26 protein-coding genes are annotated in these 23,041 nt (G+C 72.7%); 12 read left to right on the top strand and 14 right to left on the bottom strand.

Annotation, left to right across the window (positions count from 1 at the left end; translation table 11 throughout):
- The first annotated feature begins 32 nt into the window (after positions 1 to 32).
- Complete coding sequence (locus AB0F77_RS24900; protein WP_361952695.1) at positions 33 to 674, top strand: TetR family transcriptional regulator; 642 nt, start codon at positions 33 to 35, stop codon at positions 672 to 674.
- A 43-nt stretch (positions 675 to 717) separates the two neighbouring features.
- On the opposite strand, the gene def is transcribed toward AB0F77_RS24900, so the two are convergent.
- Entirely contained in the window at positions 718 to 1,254 is a 537-nt protein-coding gene (def, locus tag AB0F77_RS24905) for a peptide deformylase (protein ID WP_361952698.1), read from the bottom strand.
- Between the two features lie 150 nt (positions 1,255 to 1,404).
- Here def and AB0F77_RS24910 point away from each other — a divergent pair, with 150 nt between their 5' ends.
- From AB0F77_RS24910 to AB0F77_RS24930, 5 genes are all read left to right on the top strand, one after another.
- Complete coding sequence (locus AB0F77_RS24910) at positions 1,405 to 2,643, top strand: MurT ligase domain-containing protein (RefSeq protein ID WP_361952701.1); 1,239 nt, start codon at positions 1,405 to 1,407, stop codon at positions 2,641 to 2,643.
- Positions 2,644 to 2,663: 20 nt separating this feature from the next.
- Positions 2,664 to 3,392, top strand: coding sequence for a glutamine amidotransferase (locus AB0F77_RS24915; protein ID WP_361952704.1), 729 nt, complete (start codon positions 2,664 to 2,666; stop codon positions 3,390 to 3,392).
- A gap of 212 nt (positions 3,393 to 3,604) precedes the next feature.
- Positions 3,605 to 4,630 (top strand): 6-phosphofructokinase, encoded by a 1,026-nt coding sequence (locus AB0F77_RS24920; RefSeq protein WP_361952707.1) that lies wholly within the window; start codon positions 3,605 to 3,607, stop codon positions 4,628 to 4,630.
- A gap of 126 nt (positions 4,631 to 4,756) precedes the next feature.
- Entirely contained in the window at positions 4,757 to 5,707 is a 951-nt protein-coding gene (locus AB0F77_RS24925; protein ID WP_361952710.1) for a cytochrome c oxidase assembly protein, read from the top strand.
- A gap of 124 nt (positions 5,708 to 5,831) precedes the next feature.
- Positions 5,832 to 6,002, top strand: coding sequence for a hypothetical protein (locus AB0F77_RS24930; RefSeq protein WP_361952713.1), 171 nt, complete (start codon positions 5,832 to 5,834; stop codon positions 6,000 to 6,002).
- 3 nt (positions 6,003 to 6,005) lie between these two features.
- On the opposite strand, the gene AB0F77_RS24935 is transcribed toward AB0F77_RS24930, so the two are convergent.
- The 4 genes from AB0F77_RS24935 to AB0F77_RS24950 are packed head-to-tail and all read right to left on the bottom strand — an operon-like array spanning position 6,006 to position 10,103.
- Positions 6,006 to 7,211, bottom strand: a complete 1,206-nt coding sequence (locus AB0F77_RS24935; protein ID WP_361952716.1) for a histidine kinase — start codon at positions 7,209 to 7,211, stop codon at positions 6,006 to 6,008.
- Positions 7,212 to 7,269: 58 nt separating this feature from the next.
- Positions 7,270 to 8,979 carry a cation acetate symporter gene (locus AB0F77_RS24940; RefSeq protein ID WP_361952719.1) on the bottom strand — a complete coding sequence of 570 codons (1,710 nt, stop codon included), beginning with the start codon at positions 8,977 to 8,979 and terminating at the stop codon, positions 7,270 to 7,272.
- A gap of 5 nt (positions 8,980 to 8,984) precedes the next feature.
- Positions 8,985 to 9,338 (bottom strand): hypothetical protein, encoded by a 354-nt coding sequence (locus tag AB0F77_RS24945; RefSeq protein ID WP_361952721.1) that lies wholly within the window; start codon positions 9,336 to 9,338, stop codon positions 8,985 to 8,987.
- A 9-nt stretch (positions 9,339 to 9,347) separates the two neighbouring features.
- Positions 9,348 to 10,103, bottom strand: a complete 756-nt coding sequence (locus AB0F77_RS24950) for a LytTR family DNA-binding domain-containing protein (protein ID WP_361952724.1) — start codon at positions 10,101 to 10,103, stop codon at positions 9,348 to 9,350.
- A 77-nt stretch (positions 10,104 to 10,180) separates the two neighbouring features.
- On the opposite strand from AB0F77_RS24950, the gene AB0F77_RS24955 reads away from it, so the two are divergent.
- The 4 genes from AB0F77_RS24955 (at position 10,181) to AB0F77_RS24970 (ending at position 13,542) form a co-directional block, all read left to right on the top strand.
- Complete coding sequence (locus AB0F77_RS24955) at positions 10,181 to 10,666, top strand: Lrp/AsnC family transcriptional regulator (protein WP_361952727.1); 486 nt, start codon at positions 10,181 to 10,183, stop codon at positions 10,664 to 10,666.
- Between the two features lie 178 nt (positions 10,667 to 10,844).
- Positions 10,845 to 11,657, top strand: coding sequence for a dimethylargininase (gene ddaH / locus AB0F77_RS24960; RefSeq protein ID WP_361952729.1), 813 nt, complete (start codon positions 10,845 to 10,847; stop codon positions 11,655 to 11,657).
- Positions 11,654 to 12,880 (top strand): ornithine--oxo-acid transaminase, encoded by a 1,227-nt coding sequence (gene rocD, locus AB0F77_RS24965; RefSeq protein ID WP_361952732.1) that lies wholly within the window; start codon positions 11,654 to 11,656, stop codon positions 12,878 to 12,880. Before ddaH ends, rocD begins: the two co-directional genes overlap by 4 nt.
- 20 nt (positions 12,881 to 12,900) lie before the next feature.
- On the top strand, positions 12,901 to 13,542 hold the full coding sequence (locus AB0F77_RS24970) for a GNAT family N-acetyltransferase (RefSeq protein WP_361952735.1): 642 nt from the start codon (positions 12,901 to 12,903) through the stop codon (positions 13,540 to 13,542).
- On the opposite strand, the gene AB0F77_RS24975 is transcribed toward AB0F77_RS24970, so the two are convergent.
- Both AB0F77_RS24975 and AB0F77_RS24980 read right to left on the bottom strand, forming a co-directional pair.
- A complete protein-coding gene (locus AB0F77_RS24975) occupies positions 13,487 to 14,158 on the bottom strand; it encodes a DUF305 domain-containing protein (protein WP_361952738.1) in 672 nt (223 codons plus the stop codon). The genes AB0F77_RS24970 and AB0F77_RS24975 overlap by 56 nt on opposite strands.
- A 91-nt stretch (positions 14,159 to 14,249) precedes the next feature.
- The gene (locus tag AB0F77_RS24980; RefSeq protein WP_361952741.1) at positions 14,250 to 14,642 is read right to left on the bottom strand and encodes a DUF6153 family protein; all 393 of its coding nucleotides are present in this window, start codon (positions 14,640 to 14,642) and stop codon (positions 14,250 to 14,252) included.
- Positions 14,643 to 14,784: 142 nt separating this feature from the next.
- On the opposite strand from AB0F77_RS24980, the gene AB0F77_RS24985 reads away from it, so the two are divergent.
- Positions 14,785 to 15,510, top strand: a complete 726-nt coding sequence (locus AB0F77_RS24985) for a lysophospholipid acyltransferase family protein (RefSeq protein WP_361952744.1) — start codon at positions 14,785 to 14,787, stop codon at positions 15,508 to 15,510.
- A 90-nt stretch (positions 15,511 to 15,600) separates the two neighbouring features.
- Positions 15,601 to 16,629, top strand: coding sequence for an NAD(P)-dependent oxidoreductase (locus tag AB0F77_RS24990; protein WP_361952747.1), 1,029 nt, complete (start codon positions 15,601 to 15,603; stop codon positions 16,627 to 16,629).
- A 67-nt stretch (positions 16,630 to 16,696) separates the two neighbouring features.
- Here AB0F77_RS24990 and AB0F77_RS24995 read toward each other — a convergent pair whose 3' ends face one another.
- The 7 genes from AB0F77_RS24995 to AB0F77_RS25025 form a co-directional block, all read right to left on the bottom strand.
- Entirely contained in the window at positions 16,697 to 18,292 is a 1,596-nt protein-coding gene (locus AB0F77_RS24995; RefSeq protein WP_361952750.1) for an alpha/beta hydrolase, read from the bottom strand.
- Between the two features lie 131 nt (positions 18,293 to 18,423).
- Entirely contained in the window at positions 18,424 to 19,176 is a 753-nt protein-coding gene (locus tag AB0F77_RS25000) for an urease accessory protein UreD (protein ID WP_361952753.1), read from the bottom strand.
- On the bottom strand, positions 19,173 to 19,862 hold the full coding sequence (ureG, locus tag AB0F77_RS25005) for an urease accessory protein UreG (RefSeq protein WP_361952756.1): 690 nt from the start codon (positions 19,860 to 19,862) through the stop codon (positions 19,173 to 19,175). Before ureG ends, AB0F77_RS25000 begins: the two co-directional genes overlap by 4 nt.
- A 139-nt stretch (positions 19,863 to 20,001) precedes the next feature.
- Positions 20,002 to 20,664: an urease accessory UreF family protein gene (locus tag AB0F77_RS25010; RefSeq protein ID WP_361952759.1), complete on the bottom strand. Its 663-nt coding sequence runs from the start codon at positions 20,662 to 20,664 to the stop codon at positions 20,002 to 20,004.
- 11 nt (positions 20,665 to 20,675) lie between these two features.
- A complete protein-coding gene (locus tag AB0F77_RS25015) occupies positions 20,676 to 22,397 on the bottom strand; it encodes an urease subunit alpha (RefSeq protein WP_361952762.1) in 1,722 nt (573 codons plus the stop codon).
- On the bottom strand, positions 22,390 to 22,701 hold the full coding sequence (locus AB0F77_RS25020; protein WP_361952765.1) for an urease subunit beta: 312 nt from the start codon (positions 22,699 to 22,701) through the stop codon (positions 22,390 to 22,392). Before AB0F77_RS25020 ends, AB0F77_RS25015 begins: the two co-directional genes overlap by 8 nt.
- Positions 22,702 to 22,711: 10 nt before the next feature.
- Positions 22,712 to 23,014 carry an urease subunit gamma gene (locus AB0F77_RS25025; RefSeq protein WP_256917076.1) on the bottom strand — a complete coding sequence of 101 codons (303 nt, stop codon included), beginning with the start codon at positions 23,012 to 23,014 and terminating at the stop codon, positions 22,712 to 22,714.
- Positions 23,015 to 23,041: the final 27 nt, after the last annotated feature.

Raw genomic sequence — 23,041 nt, forward strand, 5'->3', positions numbered from 1 at the left:
CGTCACCGAAACAGCACGGGTGGGGAGATCACATGGACACCACGCAGCGGACCGATCAGCAGCGGTCCGCCGACCGCCGACGGCGCGAGCTGCTGGAGGCCGCGGACAGAGTGGTGCTGCGTGACGGCCCGAAGGCGTCGATGAACGCGATCGCCGCGGAGGCGGGCATCACGAAGCCCATCCTCTACCGCCACTTCGGCGACAAGGGCGGTCTGTACGCCGCCCTGGCCAAGCGGCACACGGACGCGCTCCTCGACTCGCTGCGGGCGGCACTGGACGCCCCGGCCGAACGACGGGAACGCGTCGAGTCCACCCTCGACACCTATCTGGCCGCCATCGAGGCACGTCCACAGGTGTACCGCTTCCTGATGCATCCGGCGGAGGGCTCGCAGAGCGACCAGGAGTTCGACGTCGGCAAGCACAGCGCGCCCCTGCTGCGCCGGATGGGCGAGGAACTGGCCCAGGTCATCGAGGACCGGCTGGACCTCGGGCCCGGCAGCCAGCAGCTCGCGCGGGTGTGGGGCCACGGGATCGTCGGCATGATGCACGCGGCGGGCGACTGGTGGCTCGGCGAACGGCCCTGCCCACGTGCGGAACTGGTGAAGAGTCTGGCGGATCTGCTGTGGGGCCGCCTTGCCGCGGCGGGCGACCGGGTCGGGGGCCCCGGTTTCTGAAGGGCCGTGAAGCCGGCCCGGGGGCGCGGCCGCGCACGAACCGTCACGCCCACGGCGCTCGCGCGGCCTGCCGCATCACCCTGCGTCGACGCCACCCCGTGACGCGGTCCACGTACAGCAGGCCCTCGACGTGGTCGTACTCGTGCTGGAGGCAGCGGGCGAAGAAGCCCGTGCCGTGGACCGTGACGGGGTCGCCGGTGACCGTGCGGCCCTCGATCACCGTGTGGTCGTACCGTTCCGTGCCCGCCTCCAGGCCCGGCAGGGAGAGACAGCCCTCCGGGCCGCGGACCACCACGCCGTCCGCCTCCACCAGCCGCGGGTTCACCACGTGGCCCAGCCGGCGCACGTCCTCGTCGTCGGGGCAGTCGTAGACGAACACCCGCAGCGGCACGCCGATCTGATTGGCCGCCAGGCCCACGCCCCGGGCCGCGTACATCGTGGCGAACAGGTCCTCCACGAGCTCCGCCAGTGCGGGGCCGAAGTCGGTCACGTCGGCGCATCGCTCGCGCAGGGACGCGTCGCCGAGCAGGGTGAGGGGCCGGACCCGCCCGCGGGCGCCCGGAATCGAACCGTGTCGCATGGCCGCAAGGGTACGGTTCCCTCGGCCCACCACCGCCGCGCAGCCGTGGGCCGGGATTCGGGTGTGCGAATGGATCTGGATAGGCTGAGGTTCACATTACGTTGCCGGACGGTTCGGGCGCGGCGCGTTCGCAAGGAGGATCGAGAACTGATGGCAGGCAACTCGGACCCGCTCACGCCACGGGCCAAGCTGGCCGTGACCGCGGGCAAGGCGGTCGCGGCTGCGTCACGTGCGGCGGGACGCGGCAGCGGATCGGTGATCGGCGGCAAGGTGGCCCTCAGACTCGACCCCGACCTGCTCGCCCGCCTCGCCCAGCACCTGGACGTGACGCTGGTCTCGGCGACCAACGGCAAGACCACGACCACCCGGCTCATCGCCGAGGCGCTGCGCGCCGCGGGCCCCGTCGTGTCGAACGCGCTAGGCGCCAACATGCCGGCCGGCATCACCTCGGCGCTCGCGGGCGGCTCGGACGCCAAGTTCGGTGTCATCGAGGTCGACGAGAAATACCTCGCCGGGGTCGCCCGGGACACCGCGCCCAAGTGCATCGCGCTGCTCAACCTCTCCCGCGACCAGCTCGACCGCGCCGCCGAGACCCGGATGCTCGCCGAGAACTGGCGCGAGGGCCTGGCCGGCTCCAAGGCCGTGGTCGTCGCCAACTGCGACGACCCGCTGGTGGTGTGGGCCGCCTCCTCCTCCCCCAACGTCGTCTGGGTCGCCGCGGGTCAGATGTGGAAGGACGACGCCTGGTCCTGCCCGTCCTGCGGCGGTGTGATGCAGCGCCCCGGCGACGACTGGTTCTGCGGCGAGTGCGGTTTCCGCCGGCCCACGCCGAGCTGGGCCCTGTCCGGCGACCACGTCATCGACCCGCACGGCTCCGCCTGGCCGATCCACCTCCAGCTGCCCGGCCGCGCCAACAAGGCCAACGCCGCGAGCTCCGCCGCCGTCGCCGCCGTCTTCGGGGTGCCGCCGCAGGTCGCCCTGGAGCGCATGTACCAGGTGCAGGCCGTCGCCGGCCGCTACGACGTCGTCCAGTTCCAGGGCCGCGACCTGCGCCTGCTGCTGGCGAAGAACCCCGCGGGCTGGCTGGAGACCTTCTCCCTGATCGACCCGCCGCCCACCCCGGTCATCCTCTCCGTGAACGCCCGCGGCGCCGACGGCACCGACACCTCCTGGCTGTGGGACGTCGACTACACCCGGCTGACCGGCCACCCGATCTTCGTTCTCGGTGACCGGAAGCTGGACCTCGCGGTGCGTCTCGAGGTCGCGAACCAGCACTTCGAGGTCTGCGACAGCCTCGACGAGGCCGTGCAGCAGGCACCGCCCGGCCGCATCGAGGTCATCGCGAACTACACCGCGTTCCAGGACCTGCGCCGCCGCGTCGGCAACTGACCCCGAAGGACGATCACTTCATGAGCGACAACCAACTGCGGCTGGTGTGGATCTACCCCGACCTGCTGAGCACCTACGGCGACCAGGGCAACGCCCTCGTGGTGGAGCGCCGGGCGCGGCAGCGCGGTCTGGACGTGGCCCGGCTGGACGTGCGCAGCGACCAGCCGATCCCGACCTCCGGCGACATCTACCTGATCGGCGGCGGCGAGGACCGTCCGCAGCGGCTCGCGGCCGAGCGGCTACGCCGGGACGGCCACCTCTACCGGGCCGTGGAGAACGGCGCGATCGTCTTCTCCGTGTGCGCGGGCTACCAGATCCTCGGCCACGAGTTCGTCAACGACCTCGGGCAGCGCGAGCCGGGCCTCGGCCTGCTCGACGTGACGACGGTGCGCGGCACGGGCGAGCGGTGCGTCGGCGACGTCCTCGGCGACATCGACCCCCGTCTGGGCCTGCCCCAGCTGACCGGCTTCGAGAACCACCAGGGCGTCACCCAGCTGGGCCCGACGGCACGCCCGTTCGCGAAGGTCCAGCTGGGCCGCGGCAACGGCACCGGGGACGGCACGGAGGGCGCGTACAACGACACCGTCTTCGGCACGTACATGCACGGGCCGGTGCTCGCCCGCAACCCGCTGATCGCCGATCTACTGCTGAAGCTGGCGCTGGACGTCAAAGCCCTGCCGCCGATCGACGACCGCTGGTACGAGGCGCTGCGGGGCGAGCGCATCGCCGCCGCGCAGCAGCCCGCGTAGAGCCGCCGTCCAGCGGCGCCGAAGCCGCCTCCAAGCGTGCTCCGGCACGGTCGTCCACGGGCCCGCCTGACAGCCTGTCCGCTCACATGTGCGGGCTGGTCCAGCAGGCGGACGCCTGCTGCGGAAGGACCCCCTGACGCCGGTAGGCTGGCCGGGATCAAGCCGGACGAAGAGGTCCGGCCCCCGGCCCACGTCGAGAAGGTATTCGGGCTATGCGCATTGGTGTCCTCACGTCCGGCGGCGACTGCCCCGGTCTGAATGCCGTCATCCGGTCCGTCGTGCACCGCGCCGTCGTCGACCACGGCGACGAGGTCATCGGCTTCCGGGACGGCTGGAAGGGCCTCCTGGAGTGCGACTACCTCAAACTCGACCTCGACGCCGTGAGCGGCATCCTGGCCCGCGGCGGCACCATCCTCGGCTCCTCCCGGGTGCGTCCCGAGCACCTGCGGGACGGCGTGGAGCGCGCCCTGGGCCACGTCGAGGAGCTGGGGCTCGACGCGATCATCCCGATCGGCGGCGAGGGCACCCTGAAGGCGGCCCGGCTGCTGTCGGACGGCGGCCTGCCGATCGTGGGCGTGCCGAAGACGATCGACAACGACATCGCCGTCACGGACGTCACCTTCGGCTTCGACACGGCCGTCGGTGTCGCCACCGACGCCCTCGACCGGCTCAAGACCACCGCCGAGTCCCACCAGCGGGTGCTGATCGTGGAGGTCATGGGCCGCCACACCGGCTGGATCGCGCTGCACTCCGGCATGGCGGCCGGCGCGCACGCCATCGTCGTGCCGGAGCGGCCCTTCGACATCGACGAGCTGGCGGCCCGGGTCGGCGAGCGCTTCGAGGCGGGCAAGCGGTTCGCGATCGTCGTCGCCGCGGAGGGCGCGAAGCCGCGGCCGGGGTCCATGACGTTCGACGAGGGCGGCAAGGACGTCTACGGCCACGAGCGCTTCGCGGGGATCGCCCGGCAGCTCTCCATCGAGCTGGAGGAGCGGCTCGGCAAGGAGGCGCGGCCGGTGATCCTCGGGCATGTGCAGCGGGGCGGGACGCCCACGGCGTACGACCGGGTGCTGGCCACGCGGTTCGGGTGGCACGCGGTGGAGGCGGTGCACCGCGGGGAGTTCGGGATGATGACCGCGCTGCGGGGGACCGACATAGTGATGGTGTCCCTCGCGGAGGCCGTGGAGACGCTGAAGACGGTGCCCGCGGAGCGGTACGCCGAGGCGGAGTGCGTGCTGTAGGAGGCCCTGCCGTAGGGGCCCTTTCGGGGCGCTGACACCGACCCCGGTCGCAGGAGCGGGCCGGGGCGGTTCTAGTCTGTGTGGGGACAGAAAGCGCGTTACCCCCACGAAACAGGAGCCTGCGGAATGGATCACGGCGGGCATGGTTCGACCATGGATCTGGCGCCCTTCACGCTCGGGCGGGGGCTCCAGTGGTCGGCGGATCCGTTCTTCCTCGTCGCCTGCCTGCTGGGGCTCGCGCTGTACGGGTGGGGCGTCGTGCGGCTGCGGCGGCGCGGTGACGCGTGGCCGGTGGCGCGGACCGTGTCGTACGTCGTGGGCGTGCTGACCATCGGGCTGGTGATGTGCACCCGGCTGAACGACTACGGCATGGTCATGTTCAGCGTGCACATGGTGCAGCACATGGTGATCAGCATGCTGTCGCCCATCCTGCTCCTGCTCGGCGCCCCGGTGACCCTGGCGCTGCGGGCGCTGCCGACGGCCCCGAGGGGCCGCAAGGGACCCCGCGAACTGCTGCTGATGCTGCTGCACAGCCGCTACATGCGGGTGATCACGCACCCGGCGTTCACGATCCCGATGTTCGTGGCGAGCCTGTACGCGCTGTACTTCACCCCGCTGTTCGACTTCCTCATGGGCTCCAGGACCGGGCATGTGGCGATGATGGTGCACTTCCTCGCCGTGGGCGTGGTGTTCTTCTGGCCGATCATCGGCGTGGACCCGGGCCCGCACCGGCCGGGCCATCTGATGCGGATGCTGGAACTGTTCGCGGGCATGCCGTTCCACGCGTTCTTCGGCATCGCGCTGATGATGGGGTCCTCGCCGATGGTCGGGACGTTCGCACACCCGCCGGCCTCGCTGGGCATCGACGCGCTCGCGGACCAGAACGCGGCGGGCGGCATCGCCTGGGCGTTCAGCGAGATCCCCTCCGTGCTGGTGCTGATCGCCCTGCTGTTCCAGTGGTACGGCTCCGAGCAGCGCCAGGCCCGCCGCACGGACCGGGCCGCCGACCGGGACGGCGACAAGGAGCTGGCGGCGTACAACGCCTATCTGGCCTCGCTGAACGCCCGCGAGGGCTGACCGGGCGCCGGACACCCCGGGGGGCCGTCCGTGACCCCGGGGAGCCGTCCGCCCTCCCGCGACTGCCGTTCCGGGACGCGACAGGGCACCATGGTGAGGGACGAACCATGAGGAGGGTGTCGCGATGCCCGGTTCCACGAACGGTTCCACGAAGGCCATGGGGGTGCTCACCGTCGGCGGACTCGTCGTGGTGACGGCGTACACGGTGGCGCTCGGCAGCAACGGCTGGCTGTGGTTCGGCTGGGTCGTCCTGGGGCTGCTCACGCTCGCCATGGTGGTCACCCAGAACCCGTGACGCTCACCCGGTCGTGAGGCGCCCGGCCGAGTGCACGCCCGGCTGGTACTTCGGCAGCCGGGCGGTGATCTTCATGCCCGCCCCCACGGCGGTCTCGATCACGAGGCCGTGGTCGTCGCCGTAGACCTGGCGGAGCCGGTCGTCCACGTTGGACAGGCCGATGCCGCCGGAGGGACTGGTGCCGCCCGCGAGGATGCGGCGCAGCTGCTCGGGGTCCATGCCGGCGCCGTCGTCCTCGATGACAACCAGGGCCTCGGCGCCCGCGTCCTGTGCGGTGATCTGGATGTGGCAGGCACCGGACTTGCCCTCCAGGCCGTGCTTGACGGCGTTCTCCACGAGGGGCTGGAGGCACAGGAAGGGCAGGGCGACCGGCAGCACCTCGGGGGCGATCTGGAGGGTGACGGCCAGGCGCTCGCCGAAGCGGGCGCGCACGAGGGCCAGATAGTGGTCGATGGCGTGGAGTTCGTCGGCCAGGGTGGTGAAGTCGCCGTGCCTGCGGAACGAGTAGCGGGTGAAGTCGGCGAACTCCAGGAGGAGTTCACGGGCGCGCTCGGGGTCGGTGCGCACGAAGCTGGCGATCACCGCGAGCGAGTTGAAGATGAAGTGCGGGGAGATCTGGGCGCGCAGGGCCTTGATCTCCGCCTCGATCAGCCTGGTGCGGGACCGGTCGAGGTCGGTCAGCTCCAGTTGGACGCTCACCCAGCGGGCCACCTCGCCGGCCGCGCGGACCAGCACGGCGGACTCGCGCGGGGCGCAGGCGACGAGGGCGCCGTGCACCCGGTCGTCCACCGTGAGCGGGGCGACCACGGCCCAGCGGACCGGGCAGTCGGGGGTCGCGCAGCTCAGCCGGAACGCCTCGCCGCGTCCGGTCTCCAGGGGTCCTGCGAGCAGTTCCATGATCTCGGTGCGGTGGTGCCCGCCGACGCCGTCCCAGACCAGCACCTCCTTCTGGTCGGTGAGGCACAGGGCGTCGGTGCCGAGCAGGGTGCGCAGTCTGCGGGCGGACTTGCGCGCGGTCTCCTCGGTGAGCCCGGCGCGCAGCGGGGGCGCGGCGAGGGAGGCGGTGTGCAGGGTCCGGAAGGTGGCGTGCTCGACGGCGGTGCCGAGCCCGCCCAGGCTCTCGGGCCGCGCGGTGCGGCGGCCGAGCCAGAACCCGGCGGCGAGCAGGGGCAGCACGGCGACGCACAGCCCGGCGAGGAACCCGCTCAAACCGTCCCCCCGCCGTTGGTGTCCTGTCCTGCGCCGCTCGCGCCTCGGCTTCCCCCGGTCATGCCTTGGCCTCCGCCCGCAGTTCCTCCGGGAGGTGGAACCGCGCCAGGATCGCGGCTGTTCCGGGCGGGACGCGGGCCGCGGTGGCCAGGGACACCAGGATCATCGTGAGGAAGCCGAGCGGGACGGACCACAGGGCGGGCCAGGCGAGCAGGGAGTGCAACGGGCCCCTGCCGGGGAAGCCCGCCATGGTCGCGGCGACGGCGACGAACGCGGAGCCGCCGCCGACCAGCATCCCGGCGGCGGCCCCGGGCGGGGTGAGCCGGCGCCACCAGATGCCGAGAACGAGCAGCGGGCAGAACGACGAGGCGGAGACGGCGAAGGCGAGCCCCACCGCGTCGGCCACCGGCAGTCCCCCGACGAGCACGCTGGCGGCCAGCGGCACGGCCATGGCGAGGACGGTGCCGAGCCTGAAGTGCCGTACGCCGCGCGAGGGCAGCACGTCCTGGGTGAGGACGCCGGCCACGGCCATGGTCAGTCCGGAGGCGGTGGACAGGAACGCGGCGAAGGCGCCGCCCGCCACCAGTGCCCCGAGCAGGTCGCCGCCGAGGCCGCCGATCATCCGGTCGGGCAGCAGCAGGACGGCCGCGTCGGCGTCGCCGCTGATGGTGAGTTCGGGGGCGTAGAGCCGGCCGAGGGCGCCGTAGACGGGTGGCAGCAGGTAGAAGCCGCCGATCAGGGCGAGGACGGCGACGGTGGTGCGGCGGGCGGCGACGCCGTGCGGGCTGGTGTAGAAGCGGACGACGACGTGCGGCAGGCCCATGGTGCCGAGGAAGGTGGCGAGGATCAGTCCGTACGTGGCGTACAGCGGGCGGTCCTCGCGGCCCTCGGCGAGCGAGCCGGACATGCCGCCGCCGCTGCCCTCGGCGACCGGGACGGCGCTGCCGGGGCCGAAGGTGAGGCGGGTGCCGCGCTCGATGTGGTGGACGCCGGCCGGGAGGGCGACGCGGACGCCGTGGTGGGGGCGGCCGTCGACGGTGCCGGTGACGGTGGCGGTCAGCGGCCGGTCGATGCGGAGGTCGACGGTGTCCTCGATGCGGACGCTGCGCTGCTCGCGGAAGGTGGCCGGTTCGTCGAAGGCGTGGCGGGGTGCCCCGTCGCCCTGCCAGGCGAGGACGAGGAAGAGGGCGGGGACGAGGAGGGCGGTGAGTTTGAGCCAGTACTGGAAGGCCTGGACGAAGGTGATGCTGCGCATGCCGCCGGCGGCGACGGTGGCGACCACGACGACGGCGACGATGATCCCGCCGAGCGGGTCGGGCGCGTCGGTGAGGACGGCCAGGGTCAGCCCGGCGCCCTGGAGTTGGGGCAGCAGATAGAGCCAGCCGACGCCGACGACGAAGGCCCCGGCGAGCCGGCGCACGGCCGGGGAGGCGAGGCGGGCCTCGGCGAAGTCGGGCAGCGTGTAGGCGCCGGAGCGGCGCAGCGGGGCGGCGACGAACAGCAGCAGCACGAGGTAGCCGGCGGTGTAGCCGACCGGGTACCAGAGCATGTCGGGGCCCTGGACGAGGACGAGTCCCGCGATGCCGAGGAAGGAGGCGGCGGAGAGGTATTCGCCGCTGATGGCGGCGGCGTTGAGGCGGGGGCCGACAGTGCGCGAGGCGACGTAGAAGTCGGAGGTGGTGCGGGAGATGCGCAGGCCGAAGGCGCCGACGAGGACGGTGGCGACGACGACCAGGGCGACGGCGGGGACGGCGTAGCTGGAGTTCACGGCCGTCAGCGGTCCTCGACGAGGCGGACGAAGTCGCGTTCGTTGCGTTCGGCGCGGCGCACGTACCAGCGGGCGAGCAGGATGAGGGGCGGGTAGAGGCAGAAGCCGAGCACGAGCCATTCGAGGCGGCGGGCGTCGGGGGCGGCGGCGAAGACCAGCGGGAGCGGGCCGACGAGGAGGACGAGGACCGCGAACACGGCGAGGGCGGCGCGCAGTTGGGTGCGCATGAGGGAGCGGACGTAGGTGTGGCCGAGGGTGGTCTGCTCGTCGATCTCGGTGCGCGGCCGGTAGTAGCCGGAGGTCCGGCGGGTGCGGCGGGGCGGTCCGGTGACGACGACGCGGCGTTCGGTGGGTTCCACGGCGGCCCCCTATCCCGCGGTCCGGCGCATCAGCAGGTCGCGCAGTTCGCGGGCGTGGCGCCGGCTGACCTGGAGTTCCTCCGCGCCGACCAGGACGCTCACGGTGCCCGCGTCCAGGCGGAGTTCGGCTATGTGGCGCAGGGCGACGAGATGGCGGCGGTGGATGCGGACGAAGCCGCGGGAGCGCCAGCGCTCCTCCAGGGTGGACAGCGGGATGCGGACGAGGTGGCTGCCGCGCTCGGTGTGCAGCCGGGCGTAGTCGCCCCGGGCCTCCACATGGGTGATGTCGTCGACGGCCACGAACCGGGTGACGCCGCCGAGTTCGACGGGGATGTGGTCGGGGTCGGGTTCGTGCACCGGTATCCGGGGTCCGGTGCCGCGCTGTTCGGCGGCCCGGCGCACGGCTTCGGCGAGGCGTTCCTTGCGGACGGGTTTGAGGACGTAGTCGACGGCCTTGAGGTCGAAGGCGCGGACGGCGAAGTCCTCGTGGGCGGTGACGAAGACGACGAGCGGGGGCCGGGCGAAGCCGGTGAGGAGGCGGGCCATCTCCAGGCCGTCGAGGCCCGGCATCTGGACGTCGAGGAAGACGACGTCGATGGCCTCGGGCCCGTCGGGGCCGGACTCCAGGGCGCGGGTGATGCGCCGCAGCGCCTCGGTCGCGTCCCCGGCACCCTCGACGCTGCCGATGCGCGGATCCGCGTTCAGCAGGTACAAGAGCTCCTCCAGGGAGGGGCGTTCGTCGTCGACGGCGAGGGCGCGCAGCATGAAGGTGGAGTGTAGGAGGAATCCGTACGTCTGGACATGTGCCGGGCGTGGACGTTCGCGCTGGATACAGTGCCCGCATGCACAGCAGGACCGCGTCGTTCGACGACCTCGACCGGAAGATCACCACCGCGCTGGTGGCCAACGCCAGGAGCAGTTTCGCCGAGATCGGCGCGGCGATCGGCCTGTCGGCCACCGCGGTGAAGCGGCGGGTGGACCGGTTGCGGGAGACGGGTGTGATCACGGGGTTCACGGCCACGGTGCGGCCGTCGGCGCTGGGCTGGCGCACGGAGGCGTACGTGGAGGTGTACTGCGAGGGTGCGGCGCCGCCCCGGCGGCTGGCGGAGGTGGTGCGCAACCATCCGGAGATCACGGCGGCGATGACGGTGACGGGCGGCGCGGACGCGCTGCTGCACGTGCGGGCGCGGGACGTGGAGCACTTCGAGGAGGTGCTGGAGCGCATCCGTACGGAGCCGTTCATCCGCAAGACGATCAGCGTGATGGTGCTGTCGCACCTGCTGCCGGAGGCTCCGGAGGCGGGAGCGACCCACGCGGCACCCGAATGACATGTGGCGCCGGTGCCGGAATAAACGGTTCCGGGCGCAGCACTCGTGCGTCCTGCCTGGTCAGGACGCAGTGTTCCTGCGTGAACGCGCAGTCATTCGCACTTGTCGCGCGTATCGGTCGTTTCCTACCTTGGTGCCCATCCCCAGTGACACCGCAGGAAAGCGGAGGAACCCCTCTGTGTCCGACAGCCGTGTGCCGCGCTCCCGGCGATTCCTCGTCTGCGAACCCAGACACTTCGCCGTGCAGTACGCGATCAATCCCTGGATGCATCCCGACACCCGGGTCGACGTCGACCTGGCCCACCGGCAGTGGCGGGCCCTGATCGACGCCTACCGGGAGCACGGTCACACCGTGGAGTCCGTCGAGCCGGTCCCCGGCCTGCCGGACATGGTCTTCGCCGCGAACTCGGCCGTGGTGGTCGGCGGCCGGGTCTTCGGCTCGCTGTTCCGGGCCCCGGAGCGACGCCCCGAGTCGACCCACTACGACCTGTGGTTCAAGACCGCGGGCTACGACGTGCACCGCCCCGAGTCGGTCAGCGAGGGCGAGGGCGACCTGGTGTGGACGGGCCGCCATCTGCTCGCCGGCACCGGGTTCCGCACCACCCGGGAGGCGCACCACGAGGCGCAGGAGTTCTTCGGCCATCCGGTGATCAGCCTGACGCTGGTGGACCCGTACTTCTACCACCTGGACACAGCGCTGTTCGTCCTGGACGACACCGACATCGTGTACTACCCGGAGGCGTTCTCGCCGGGCAGCCGCGAGGTGCTCGCGCGGCTGTACCCGGACGCGGTGCTCGCCACCCGTGACGACGCGCTGGCCTGGGGCCTGAACTCCGTCTCCGACGGACGCCACGTCTTCATCGCGCCGCGGGCCGAGGCGCTCGCCGACCGGCTCGCCGGCCGCGGTTACGTCCCCGTCCCCGTCGACCTGTCGGAGTTCCACAAGGCCGGCGGGGGCATCAAGTGCTGCACCCAGGAGATCCGCCGATGACCGCACCCGCGCGCACCCGTACGTCCGCCGACCTGATCGCGGCGGAGGAACCGGTCCTGGCCCACAACTACCATCCGCTGCCCGTCGTCGTCGCCCGCGCGGAGGGCGCCTGGGTGGAGGACGTCGAGGGCCGCCGCTACCTCGACATGCTGGCCGGCTACTCGGCCCTCAACTTCGGCCACCGCCATCCGGCGCTGGTCGAGGCCGCGCACCACCAGCTCGACCTGCTCACGCTCACCTCGCGCGCCTTCCACAACGACCGGCTCGCCGGCTTCGCGGAGCGGCTGGCCGCGCTGACCGGTCTCGACATGGTGCTGCCGATGAACACCGGCGCCGAGGCGGTGGAGAGCGCCGTCAAGGTGGCCCGCAAGTGGGCGTACGAGGTGAAGGGCGTCCCCGCCGACCGGGCCACGATCGTGGTCGCGGCGGACAACTTCCACGGCCGTACGACGACGATCGTCAGCTTCTCCACGGACGAGACCGCCCGCGCGGGCTTCGGCCCCTTCACCCCGGGCTTCCGGATCGTGCCGTACAACGACCTGGCCGCGCTGGAGGCGGCGGTCGACGAGACGACGGCCGCCGTGCTGATCGAGCCGATCCAGGGCGAGGCGGGCGTGATCGTCCCGGACGAGGGCTATCTGACCGGGGTGCGCGAGCTGACCCGGCGGGCGGGCTGTCTGTTCGTCGCGGACGAGATCCAGTCGGGCCTCGGCCGTACGGGTGCCACGCTCGCCGTCGACCACGAGGGGGTCGTCCCGGACGTCGTCCTGCTGGGCAAGGCGCTGGGCGGCGGCATCGTGCCGGTGTCGGCGGTGGTGGCCCGGCGCGAGGTGCTGGGTGTGCTGCGGCCGGGCGAGCACGGCTCGACGTTCGGCGGCAATCCGCTGGCCGCCGCGGTCGGCACGGCGGTGGTCGAGCTGCTGGAGACGGGCGAGTTCCAGCGCCGGGCGGCCGAGCTGGGCGTCGTCCTGCGGGACGGGCTCACGGCGCTGATCGGCAAGGGTGTGGTCGGTTTCCGCTCGCGCGGGTTGTGGGCGGGCGTGGACGTCGACCCGACCGTCGGCACCGGCCGCGCGATCGGCGAGCGGCTGATGCGCGAGGGCGTCCTGGTCAAGGACACCCACGGCTCCACGATCCGGCTGGCCCCGCCCCTGACGATCACGGCCGAGGAACTCCGGTCGGCGCTCGGCGCGTTGGAGAAGGTGCTGACCGAGGAGAACTGACCGCACGGAGGCCACCGCCCGTGGAACTCACCGCCCCCGCGACCGCGACCGCACCGGCCCTGCTGCTGCGCCCGTGGCGGCCGTCCGACGCGCCCGCCCTGGCCGGACTGGGCGAGGACGAGGCCATGCGCCGGTGGACGAGCACGGGCGTGGCCGACCTCGCGGACGCGCGGCACTGGGTGCGGGAGCAGATGCGCGGCTGGCGGGACGGGGACCGGCGGGCGTTCGCGGTGCTGGAGGGCGCCGACGGACCGGACGGTCCCCGGCTCGCCGGGCACGTGGTGCTCAAGGGCGGCGGGCCCGGCACCACCACCGCGGAGGTGGGGTACTGGACCGCCGCCCACGCGCGCGGCCGGGGGGTGGCGCCGCGGGCCCTGGAGGCGGTGAGCGTCTGGGCGTTCACCGCCCCGGCCGGGTCCGGCGTCTCCGGCGCGTTCCCCGGCGGCGGGCCGTCCCGGCTGCGGCTGGTGCACCAGGTCGACAACACGGCGTCCTGCCGCGTCGCGCACAAGTGCGGCTACGGCCTGACCGCCGTCCTGCCCCCGGTGCCGCCCGGCCTCCCGCTGGAGGGGCACCTCCACGAGCGGCCGGGCCCCGGCCTGGTGGTCAGCCCCGGTCGAGCAGCTTCCGCATCTCCGCGATCTCGGCGCTCTGGCCGGTGACGACGGCGTCGGCGAGGGCCGTGGCGGGGGCGTAGGCGCCCTTCCGCCGCTCCGTGGTGGCCATCTCCACGGCGCCGCGGTGGTGGCCGACCATCATGGTGAGGAACCGCCGGTCGAAGTCCTCGCCCTCGGCCTTCTCCAGGGCGTCCATGTCACCGGCGGACATCATGCCCTTCATGCCCGCCGTACCGCCGCCCTTCATGTCCTTCATGTCCTTCATGTCCTTCGCGCCCGCGTGACCGGAGTGGTCCGTGCCGGGCACGGTCACGTCCTCGCCCCAGGAGCGCAGCCAGCCGGTCATCTCGGTGATCTCCGGGTCCTGCGCCTTCTCGATGCGGGACGCGAGGTCCTTGACCTGCGGGGAGGAGGCGCGGTCGGCGGCCAGCCGGGCCATCTCCAGGGCCTGCCGGTGGTGCGGGATCATGCCCTGCGCGAAGGACACGTCCTGGGCGTTGTGCGCGGCGCCCGTGGCGGTGACGGAGGGGTCGGCCGAGGCGGCGGGCCCGGTACGCCCGGCTTGGGCCGCGCCGTCGCCGCCGCACGCGGTGAGGACGAGCGCGGCGGTCGTCGCGGTGACCGCCGCGAGGGCGGCGCGGGTCAGGGTACGGATGGTCATGCGTCTGCTCCTGCTGGGTGAAGGGTGCTCGATCCGGGGCACGTCGAGGACCGCACCGGCGACGTTCGGCGGCCGGGTGCGGCGGGTGCCTCTAGATCCGCAGGAGCTGGAGTTCGGCGAGGGAGGGCGGCGCACGGGCGCCGTCCGGCGTGGTGGCCGGCGGGGACCCGGCGCGGTCGGCCGGTACGGGGGCACCGACCGGGCCGGGCGCCGGACCGGGCAGGTTCGGTCCCCCGCCCACGGCGGCGGAGGCGCAGGTCGCGTCGGCGTGCCGCAGATGGTCCCCGCCGCAGTGCCCGTCGGGGCAGTCGTCGACCGCGGACAGGGCGGCGGTGTGCGCGGGCGGGTGCGGCACGGCTCCCATGGCACCGCCACCGGGGGCGAGGGCGTGCATGCCGAGCAGCCCGAGCAGCAACCCGAGCACCAGCGTGCCGCGCCACCGCCCCACGGACGGCACCCCCGGCGACTGCTCGGCTCGGATCATCGTCCTCATCGTAGATGACGCACCCTGTTCGAGACGTATCGCGGGGGCGGGGGCGGATCTACACTGGCAGCCCGCGACACATCCGTTGAGCTGCGAGAACGCGGCGGTTTGGCCGGCCCGCCCTAGCGAGGAGCGACCTGTCTTGTTCTACTACCTGCTCAAATATGTGCTGCTGGGACCGCTGCTGAGACTGGTCTTCCGGCCCCGTATCGAGGGCCTGGAGCACGTTCCGATGACAGGCGCGGCCATCGTCGCCGGGAACCACCTGTCCTTCTCGGACCACTTCCTGATGCCGGCGATCCTCAGACGGCGGATCACGTTCCTCGCCAAGGCGGAGTACTTCACCGGACCGGGGGTCAAGGGCCGGCTCACCGCGTTCTTCTTCCGCAGCGCCGGGCAGATCCCGGTGGACCGCTCCGGCAAGGATGCCGGGCAGGCGGCCATCCGCGAAGGTCTCGGTGTGCTCCGCAAGGGCGAACTGCTCGGCATCTACCCGGAGGGCACCCGCTCGCACGACGGCCGCCTCTACAAGGGCAAGGTCGGCGTCGCGGTCATGGCCCTCAGGGCCGGCGTCCCGGTCGTGCCGTGCGCGATGATCGGCACCTTCGAGGCCCAGCCGCCGGGCAAGGTCATCCCGAACGTCCACCCGGTCGTCATCCGCTTCGGCGAGCCCCTGGACTTCTCCCGCTACGCCGGGATGGAGAGCGAGAAGGCCGTGCTGCGCGCGATCACCGACGAGATCATGTACGCCATCCTGACGCTGTCGGAGCAGGAGTACGTGGACCGGTACGCGGCGGTCGTCAAGGCGGAGGAAGCCGGGGCGAGCGGCACCAAGGAGCGCCGGTTCCCGCGGACGCCGCTGAGCTGAACCGGTGTCGAGCCGTCCGTGTCGTCGAGCCGTGTCTCCCGTCGGCAGAACGACGGCCGCCCCGGCGGCTGCGCCGCCTAGGGTCGCCGTATGAGACGTGCTGTGGTGATCGGGGCGACGGGCCAGATCGGCCGTCCGGTGGTGGACGCGCTGGCCGGGGACGGCTGGGAGGTGACGGCCGCCTCGCGCGGCGGCGGCCGGGACGCGGGCTGGCCCGCGGAGGTCCGGGCGGTGAAGCTGGACCGGTCGGACGACGCCGCGCTGGCCGCGGTGATCGGCGACGGCTGTGACGTGGTGGTGGACGTGGTCGCCTACGGCGCCGCGCACGCACGGCAGTTGACCGGCCTGGCCGGCCGGATCGGCTCGGCGGTGGCGATCTCCAGCGCCGCGGTGTACGAGGACGGGAAGGGTCGGGGCTTCGACACCCAGCAAGAGCCGAACGGGTTCCCCGAGTACCCGGTGCCCGTCCCGGAGACCCAGCCGACGGTGGCCCCGGGCGAGGCCACGTACAGCACGGGCAAGGTGGCCCTGGAGCGTGAACTCCTCGGCGCGGGCGACCGGTTGCCGGCGACCCTGCTGCGCGCGGGCGCCGTCCACGGCCCGCACAGCCCCTCGCCCCGCGAGCTGTACTTCGTCAAGCGGAACCTGGACGGGCGCGGAACGCGGGTGCTGGCGTACGGCGGGCGCAGCCGGTTCCACACCGCGAGTGCCCGCAACATCGCCGAACTGGTGCGGCTGGCGGCGGCCCGGCCGGGGTCGCGGGTCCTCAACGCCGTCGATCCCGAGGCCCCGACGACGGCGGAGATCGGCGCGGCGGTCGACGAGGTGATGGGCGTACGGACGCGGACGGTCCTGCTGGACGGTCCGCCGACGGAGTCCGGCGTGGGCGACACACCGTGGGCGGTACCGCTGCCCGTCGTCCTCGACATGGCCGCCGCCGCACGGGAGTTGGGCTACCAGCCGGTGGTGTCCTACGCCGGGAGCCTGCCGGGGACGGTCGAGTGGCTGACCGCCGAACTGACCGGGCGGGACTGGCGCGAGCGCTTCCCCGCCCTGGTCAGGTCCTACCCCGGTGTCTTCGACTACGCGGCGGAGGACGCCTGGCTGGCCGCCCGCTGAACACGACGGGGCGGCCGGGACCGTGAGGTCCCGGCCGCCCTTCGGGTGTCGTACCCGGTGGTGGCTGCTACGGCTTGGGCGTGGCGTGCGGGGCGCAGGTGACGTCCGCGCGGTCCACCCGACCGGTGAGCAGATAGGTGTCGACCCGGTTGTTGATGCACGGGTTGACCAGGCCGGTCACACCGTGGGAACCGGCGTCGCGCTCGGTGATGAGGCGGGAGCCCTTGAAGCGCTTGTGCAGGTCGACGGCGCCGGCGTACGGCGTGGCGGCGTCACGGGTGGACTGCACGATCAGCACCGGCGGCAGACCCTTGCCGGTCTTGACCTCGACGGGGGTGCGCTGCTTGACCGGCCAGGTGGCGCACGGCAGGTTCAGCCAGGCGTTCGCCCAGGTCATGAACGGGTAGTCCTTGTGCAGCCGGGAGTTGTCCCGGTCCCACTTCTGCCAGCTGGTGGGCCACTTGGCGTCGGTGCACTCGACTGCGGTGTACACGGCGTTGCCGTTCTCCGAGGCCGCGTTGCCCGCGGTGTCGGAGAGGTCGGGGGCGGCCGCGTCGACCAGCGCCTGGGTGTCACCGGCGACGTACTGGCTGAACACCGTGGCGACCGGCACCCACGAGGAGTCGTAGTACGGGGCGCTCTGGAAGAAGCCGATCAGCTCGGCCGGGCCGACGACCCCGCCGATGGGGCTCTTCTTGGCGGTGGCGCGCAGCTTCAGCCACTGGGCCTGGACGGCGGCGCGGGTGGTGCCGAGGTGGAAGGTCGCGTCGTTGGTGGCGACCCAGTCCTCCCAGTCCTTCCAGCGGCCCTCGAAGGCGATGTCCTGGTTGAGGTTGGCCTCGTACCAGATGTTGTCGCGCGAAGGGCCGACGACGCTGTCGACGACCATGCGGCGGACGTGGCCCGGGAAGAGGGTGCCGTAGACGGCGCCGAGGTAGGTGCCGTAGGACACGCCCAGGTAGTTGATCTTCTTCTCGCCGAGCGCGGCACGGATGACGTCCAGGTCGCGGGCGGTGTTCGGCGTGGTCATCTGGGGCAGCATGTCGCCGCTGCGCTCGTAGCAGCCGTCGGCGTACTCCCTGGCCAGCTTGCGCTGCGCGCGCTTGTCGGCCTCGTCGTCCGGCACCGGGTCGGCCTTGGGCGCCTTCACGAACTCCTGCGGATCGATGCAGGAGATGGGCGCGGAGTGGCCGACGCCGCGGGGGTCGAAGCCGACGAAGTCGTACGCCTTCGCGGTGTTCGCCCAGACGGGGTTCTTGCCGGTGACCCGGGTCGGGAAGCGGAGGCCGGAGCCGCCGGGACCGCCGGGGTTGTAGACGAGCGCGCCCTGGCGCTCCTGCGGGGTGCCGGTGTTGCCGATGCGGTCGACGGCGAGCTTGATCTGCTTGCCGTTCGGCTTGGCGTAGTCGAGCGGCACGCTGACCCAGCCGCACTGGATCGGCTTGACCAGTCCCCAGTCCGCGGGGCAGTCCTGCCAGTTGATGCCGGCCTTCGACGCCCGGTCGGCGGCGATCGCCGCGCCGCGGGCCTCGCGGTCCTGGCCCTGGCGGCTGTCCGCGCTGGCCGTGGGCGCCGTGACGGCGCCGGCTATCAGGGTCGCCGTGACGAGTGCTCCGGCGGTACCGAGCGCCAGCACACGGCTCTTGGGTCTGTTGTCCCTCAAGTGGGGCCCCTCCCCGTACAGAGTTGCGAATGTACGGGGGATCCTCGCGGCTGTGAGTGGCCTGAGAACAGGGTTTGTTGACCTTCTTTGCCAATCCGATAACCGGATCGAGTCGTCCCGCTGAGCGGGTGCTAGCCGAGCAGGGACAGCGCCTCGTCGAGCGTCCGCCGCAGTCGCAGCCCGTCGGTGGCGAGGGCGCTCACCAGGGCGGCGGGGCCGGCGAGCGGTACGAGCATCGCGGTCTCGCCCAGTGTCCGCGCGGCCGGCGGGCACTGTCCGAACTCCGGTCGTACGACGATGAGTTGGCCGACGGCGCGATGTCCCCCGAGGACGGCGGGCCCGTCCCAGCCGCCCGGCGCTCCGGGTCCGCAGGCGAGTTCCTGGTCGAGCACGGTCCGCCCGCCGACGCGTACCGTGAGTCTGCTGCCGAGGCGTCCCGGTTCCTCCCCCGCCCTGCCGAGCACCTGTTCCTCGCGCAGCACGAGGCGGGCGCGGGGCGCGAGGTCCACGCGGGTCGTGACGCGCAGGTCGCTGCCGCGTGCGGAGATCAACGGCTCCGGCAGCCAGGTCAGTTCGCCCCGGTCGTGCACCCGCAGCCGGATGTCGTAGCGGGCCTCCGCCTTGTCCTGGCCCGGCAGGGCGATGGTGGCCGCGGCCGAGCGCACCTCCAGCCGGGCGTCCTCGGCGACCTCCGCCTCCAGGGCGAGGTGGTCCCCGCCGAGCGGGCCGCTCATGGCGCCCACCACGATCACGCGCGCCTCGCTCCCCGCGGCGCGGGTGCGGCGGGGAGCGAGGGGGCCCTCGCCCTCCAGGACGGGCAGCGCGGTGCCGCCGCGGCCGTCGGGGCGGGCGACGATCCGGGCGGTGGCGCGGACGCCGGTCATGCGCGGCGGGTCCAGTCGGCGAGCCGGGCGCGGACCCAGGCGGCGACGTCCGTGACGCCTGCCTCGCTCCGCAACGACTGGAAGACCACGGGGAGTTCGGCGCGCTGTGCCTTGGCGTCCGCCGCCATGCGGGCGAGGTCGGAGCCGACGTGGGGGGCGAGGTCGGTCTTGTTGACCACGAGCAGGTCGGCGGTGGTGACGCCGGGGCCGCCCTTGCGGGGGATGTCGTCGCCGCCGGCCACGTCGATGACGAAGATCTGCGCGTCGACGAGTCCCTTGGAGAAGGTGGCGGTGAGGTTGTCCCCGCCGGACTCGACCAGCACGAGGTCGAGGGGGCCGACCGTGTCCTCCAGGTCCTCGATCGCCTCCAGGTTGGCGGAGATGTCGTCCCGGATGGCGGTGTGCGGGCAGGCGCCGGTCTCCACCGCCACGATGCGCTCCGCGGGCAGGACCCCTTCCCGCAACAGGAACTCGGCGTCCTCACGCGTGTAGATGTCGTTGGTGACGACCCCCATCACCACATCGTCCCGGAGCACCCGGCACAGGGCGGCGACGGTGGCCGTCTTCCCCGACCCCACGGGCCCCCCGAGCCCCACCCGCAGAGCCCGCCGCACCCCATCGGGACGCCGAGCATCAGCACTCACGCCGGAGACGGAGGAATCAAAACGCCCGTGATCGAGATGCATACGGCGCCCCTTTCGGCCGACAGGAAGAACGGAAGAACATCAACAACACGGCCCCAGAACCCGACCGGGGTTCGGGGCGGAGCCCCGTGGTGGCGACTGTTCGAGTTGCCGAGTCGGGTGGGTGGGTGGGCCAGGAAGGTCAGGAGGCGAACAGGCGGGTGGTACTCGTCGCATGGGTCTCCCCTCCGATCTCCAGCAACGGTCCCGACACCGCCGGCAGCGCGTCGACGCCGCCCCTCGCCGTCTCCACCGCCCGGTCCACGACCCGGTCCACCTCCGGACCCAGCCTCGCCAGCACCCCGCTCGCCTCGAACGGGTCCAGGCTCAGCAGCCGTACGACAGCCGTCGCCGGCCCGCTCACACACTCGTACGCCGCGCAGTACGCCGCGTCCCGCGCCCCCAGCCCCGCCGCCCGTGCCACCACCCCCAGCACCACGGGCTGATGCGCCCCCTTGGGGAACTCCCGCCCCAGGGCGTCCAGTTCGGCCGAGGGCCACGTCGCCCGCCCGGCCCGCAGCAACTGCCGCCCCAGCCGCCGCGCGACCCCCCGCAGCGCGGGCGAGGGCGTCCGCGCGTCCGCCGCAGCGTCCACTTCCCGCGGCGCCGCCCCAAGGGCCGAGGCCGCCGCCAGCGAAGCCGCGACGAGTCCCGCCGTGTGCAACCGCCCCCGGCAGAACTCCTCCAGCCCCGCGCCCCCGTCGATCCGCCCGGCCCGCACGGCAGCCTCCGCCCCGCCGGAGTGCGCGTGGCCCCCGGCGGGGAACCGTCCGTCGGCGAGCAGGAGCAGTGCCGCCCGTGTCATCGCCAGGCCCCTCAGAACAGGAAGTACCGCTGGGCCATGGGCAGTTCGGCCGCGGGCACCGCCTCGACCAGTTCCCCGTCGATGTGCACGGCGAAGCTGTCGGGGTCGACCCGTACCCGCGGCCTGGCGTCGTTCTCCCGCATGTCGGCCTTGGTCACCGCCCGTGTCGACTCGATGGCGACGAACCGCTTCCCGAGGTCCAGCCGCTCCGGCAGCCCGTCCTCGACGGCGAGCGGCGCGACGAAGTTGACGGAGTTCGTGGCCGGCGCCCGCCCGATCGCCCCGTACATCGGCCGCGGCAGGACCGGCTGCGGCGTGGGGATGGACGCGTTGGCGTCGCCCATCTGCGCGTACACGATCTGCCCGCCCTTGATGACGAGTTGGGGCTTGACCCCGAAGAACGCCGGTTCCCACAGCACGAGGTCGGCGAGCTTGCCGGTCTCCACGGAGCCCACCTCCCGCGCGAGCCCCTGTGCGAGCGCCGGGTTGATCGTGTACTTGGCGACGTACCGCCGTACCCGCAGGTTGTCCGCGCGTCCGTCCCCCGGCAGCGCGCCCCGCCGCCGCTTCATCACGTGCGCCGTCTGCCAGGTGCGCATGATCACCTCGCCGACCCGTCCCATGGCCTGCGAGTCGGAGGAGATGATCGAGATGGCGCCGAGGTCGTGCAGCACGTCCTCCGCGCCGATGGTGGACGGTCTGATCCGGGACTCGGCGAACGCCAGGTCCTCGGGCACCGCCGGGTTGAGGTGGTGGCAGACCATCAGCATGTCGAGGTGTTCCTCGGCGGTGTTCACCGTGAACGGCCGCGTCGGGTTCGTCGAACTGGGCAGCACGTGCGGCTCGGAGACCACGGTCATGATGTCCGGCGCGTGCCCGCCGCCCGCACCCTCCGTGTGGTAGGCGTGGATCCCGCGCCCGCCGATGGCGGCGAGCGTGTCGCCCACGAACCCTGCCTCGTTGAGGGTGTCCGTGTGAATGGCGATCTGCACACCGGTGCGGTCGGCGACGGTGAGGGACGCGTCGATGACGGCCGGGGTGGAGCCCCAGTCCTCGTGCAGCTTCAGCCCCAGCGCTCCCCCGCGGATCTGCGAGAGCATCGCCTCGTGCGAGACGGTGTTGCCCTTGCCGAGGAACCCGATGTTGAGCGGGTACGTCTCCATCGCCTCCAGCATCCGCGCCAGATGCCACGGGCCGGGCGTCACGGTGGTCGCCTTGGAGCCCTCGGCGGGCCCGGTGCCGCCGCCGACGAGCGTGGTGATGCCGGCGGCGAGCGCCTCGTCGGCGATCTGCGGGCAGATGAAGTGGACGTGGGCGTCGATCGCGCCCGCCGTGAGGATGCGGCCGTTGCCCGCGACGACCTCGGTCTCCGGGCCGATGACCAGGTCGGGGTGGACACCGTCCATGGTGTCGGGGTTGCCCGCCTTGCCGATGCCGGTGATCCGGCCGTCGCGGATGCCGATGTCGGCCTTGACGACGCCCCAGTGGTCGACGACGACGGCACCGGTGATCACGGTGTCGGGGGTGCCCTCCGCGCGGGTGGCGCGGGACTGCCCCATGGACTCGCGGATGACCTTGCCGCCGCCGAAGACGGCCTCGTCGCCGGCGAGTCCGGGTCCGCCGCAGCGGTCCTCCTCGATCTCGACGAGCAGATCGGTGTCGGCGAGCCGGATGCGGTCCCCGGTGGTCGGCCCGAACAGGTCGGCGTAGGCGGCGCGGGAGATCTCAGGCATCGAGCGCGCCTCCGGTCTCGCCGCGCAGCCCCGGCACGACCCGGTGGCCGGCGAGCGGGACGAGTTCCACCTCGACGGGAATGCCGGGTTCGAAGCGCACGGCGGTGCCGGCGGCGACGTTCAGCCGCTTGCCGCGGGCCGCGGCGCGATCGAACTCCAGGCCGGGGTTGGCCTCGGCGAAGTGGTAGTGGGAGCCGACCTGGACGGGCCGGTCGGCCGCGTTGAGGACGGTCAGCCGGGTCACGTCACGGCCCGCGTTGTAGACGATCGGGCCGTCGGCGAACAGGACCTCTCCGGGAATCATCGACGGCCCCTCAGACGATCGGGTCGTGGACGGTGACGAGCTTGGTGCCGTCCGGGAAGGTGGCCTCCACCTGGACGTCGTGGATCATCTCGGGGATGCCCTCCATGACGTCGTCCCTGGTGAGCAACTTCCTCCCGGACGCCATGAGTTCGGCGACGGTACGGCCGTCGCGGGCGCCTTCGAGGATGTGCGAGGTGATGAGGGCGACCGCCTCGGGGTGGTTGAGTCTCAGCCCGCGGGCCCGGCGCTTCCCGGCGACGTCGGCGGCCACGTGGATCAGCAGCCGTTCCTGTTCGTGCGGGGTCAGTTGCACGTCCCACCTCACCGTCTCACCCGGGCC

The organism is Streptomyces sp. NPDC026672 (genome assembly GCF_040638185.1).
GTDB lineage: Bacteria > Actinomycetota > Actinomycetes > Streptomycetales > Streptomycetaceae > Streptomyces.

Excerpts from the sequence above, each read along its gene's own strand:
- AB0F77_RS24900 (WP_361952695.1), top strand. The coding sequence starts at position 33 with ATGGACACCACGCAGCGGACCGATCAGCAGCGGTCCGCCGACCGCCGA.
- def (WP_361952698.1), bottom strand. The coding sequence starts at position 1,254 with ATGCGACACGGTTCGATTCCGGGCGCCCGCGGGCGGGTCCGGCCCCTC.
- AB0F77_RS24910 (WP_361952701.1), top strand. The coding sequence starts at position 1,405 with ATGGCAGGCAACTCGGACCCGCTCACGCCACGGGCCAAGCTGGCCGTG.
- AB0F77_RS24915 (WP_361952704.1), top strand. The coding sequence starts at position 2,664 with ATGAGCGACAACCAACTGCGGCTGGTGTGGATCTACCCCGACCTGCTG.
- AB0F77_RS24920 (WP_361952707.1), top strand. The coding sequence starts at position 3,605 with ATGCGCATTGGTGTCCTCACGTCCGGCGGCGACTGCCCCGGTCTGAAT.
- AB0F77_RS24925 (WP_361952710.1), top strand. The coding sequence starts at position 4,757 with ATGGATCACGGCGGGCATGGTTCGACCATGGATCTGGCGCCCTTCACG.
- AB0F77_RS24930 (WP_361952713.1), top strand. The coding sequence starts at position 5,832 with ATGCCCGGTTCCACGAACGGTTCCACGAAGGCCATGGGGGTGCTCACC.
- AB0F77_RS24950 (WP_361952724.1), bottom strand. The coding sequence starts at position 10,103 with ATGCTGCGCGCCCTCGCCGTCGACGACGAACGCCCCTCCCTGGAGGAG.
- AB0F77_RS24955 (WP_361952727.1), top strand. The coding sequence starts at position 10,181 with ATGCACAGCAGGACCGCGTCGTTCGACGACCTCGACCGGAAGATCACC.
- rocD (WP_361952732.1), top strand. The coding sequence starts at position 11,654 with ATGACCGCACCCGCGCGCACCCGTACGTCCGCCGACCTGATCGCGGCG.
- AB0F77_RS24975 (WP_361952738.1), bottom strand. The coding sequence starts at position 14,158 with ATGACCATCCGTACCCTGACCCGCGCCGCCCTCGCGGCGGTCACCGCG.
- AB0F77_RS24980 (WP_361952741.1), bottom strand. The coding sequence starts at position 14,642 with ATGATCCGAGCCGAGCAGTCGCCGGGGGTGCCGTCCGTGGGGCGGTGG.
- AB0F77_RS24990 (WP_361952747.1), top strand. The coding sequence starts at position 15,601 with ATGAGACGTGCTGTGGTGATCGGGGCGACGGGCCAGATCGGCCGTCCG.
- AB0F77_RS25000 (WP_361952753.1), bottom strand. The coding sequence starts at position 19,176 with ATGACCGGCGTCCGCGCCACCGCCCGGATCGTCGCCCGCCCCGACGGC.
- ureG (WP_361952756.1), bottom strand. The coding sequence starts at position 19,862 with ATGCATCTCGATCACGGGCGTTTTGATTCCTCCGTCTCCGGCGTGAGT.
- AB0F77_RS25010 (WP_361952759.1), bottom strand. The coding sequence starts at position 20,664 with ATGACACGGGCGGCACTGCTCCTGCTCGCCGACGGACGGTTCCCCGCC.
- AB0F77_RS25015 (WP_361952762.1), bottom strand. The coding sequence starts at position 22,397 with ATGCCTGAGATCTCCCGCGCCGCCTACGCCGACCTGTTCGGGCCGACC.
- AB0F77_RS25020 (WP_361952765.1), bottom strand. The coding sequence starts at position 22,701 with ATGATTCCCGGAGAGGTCCTGTTCGCCGACGGCCCGATCGTCTACAAC.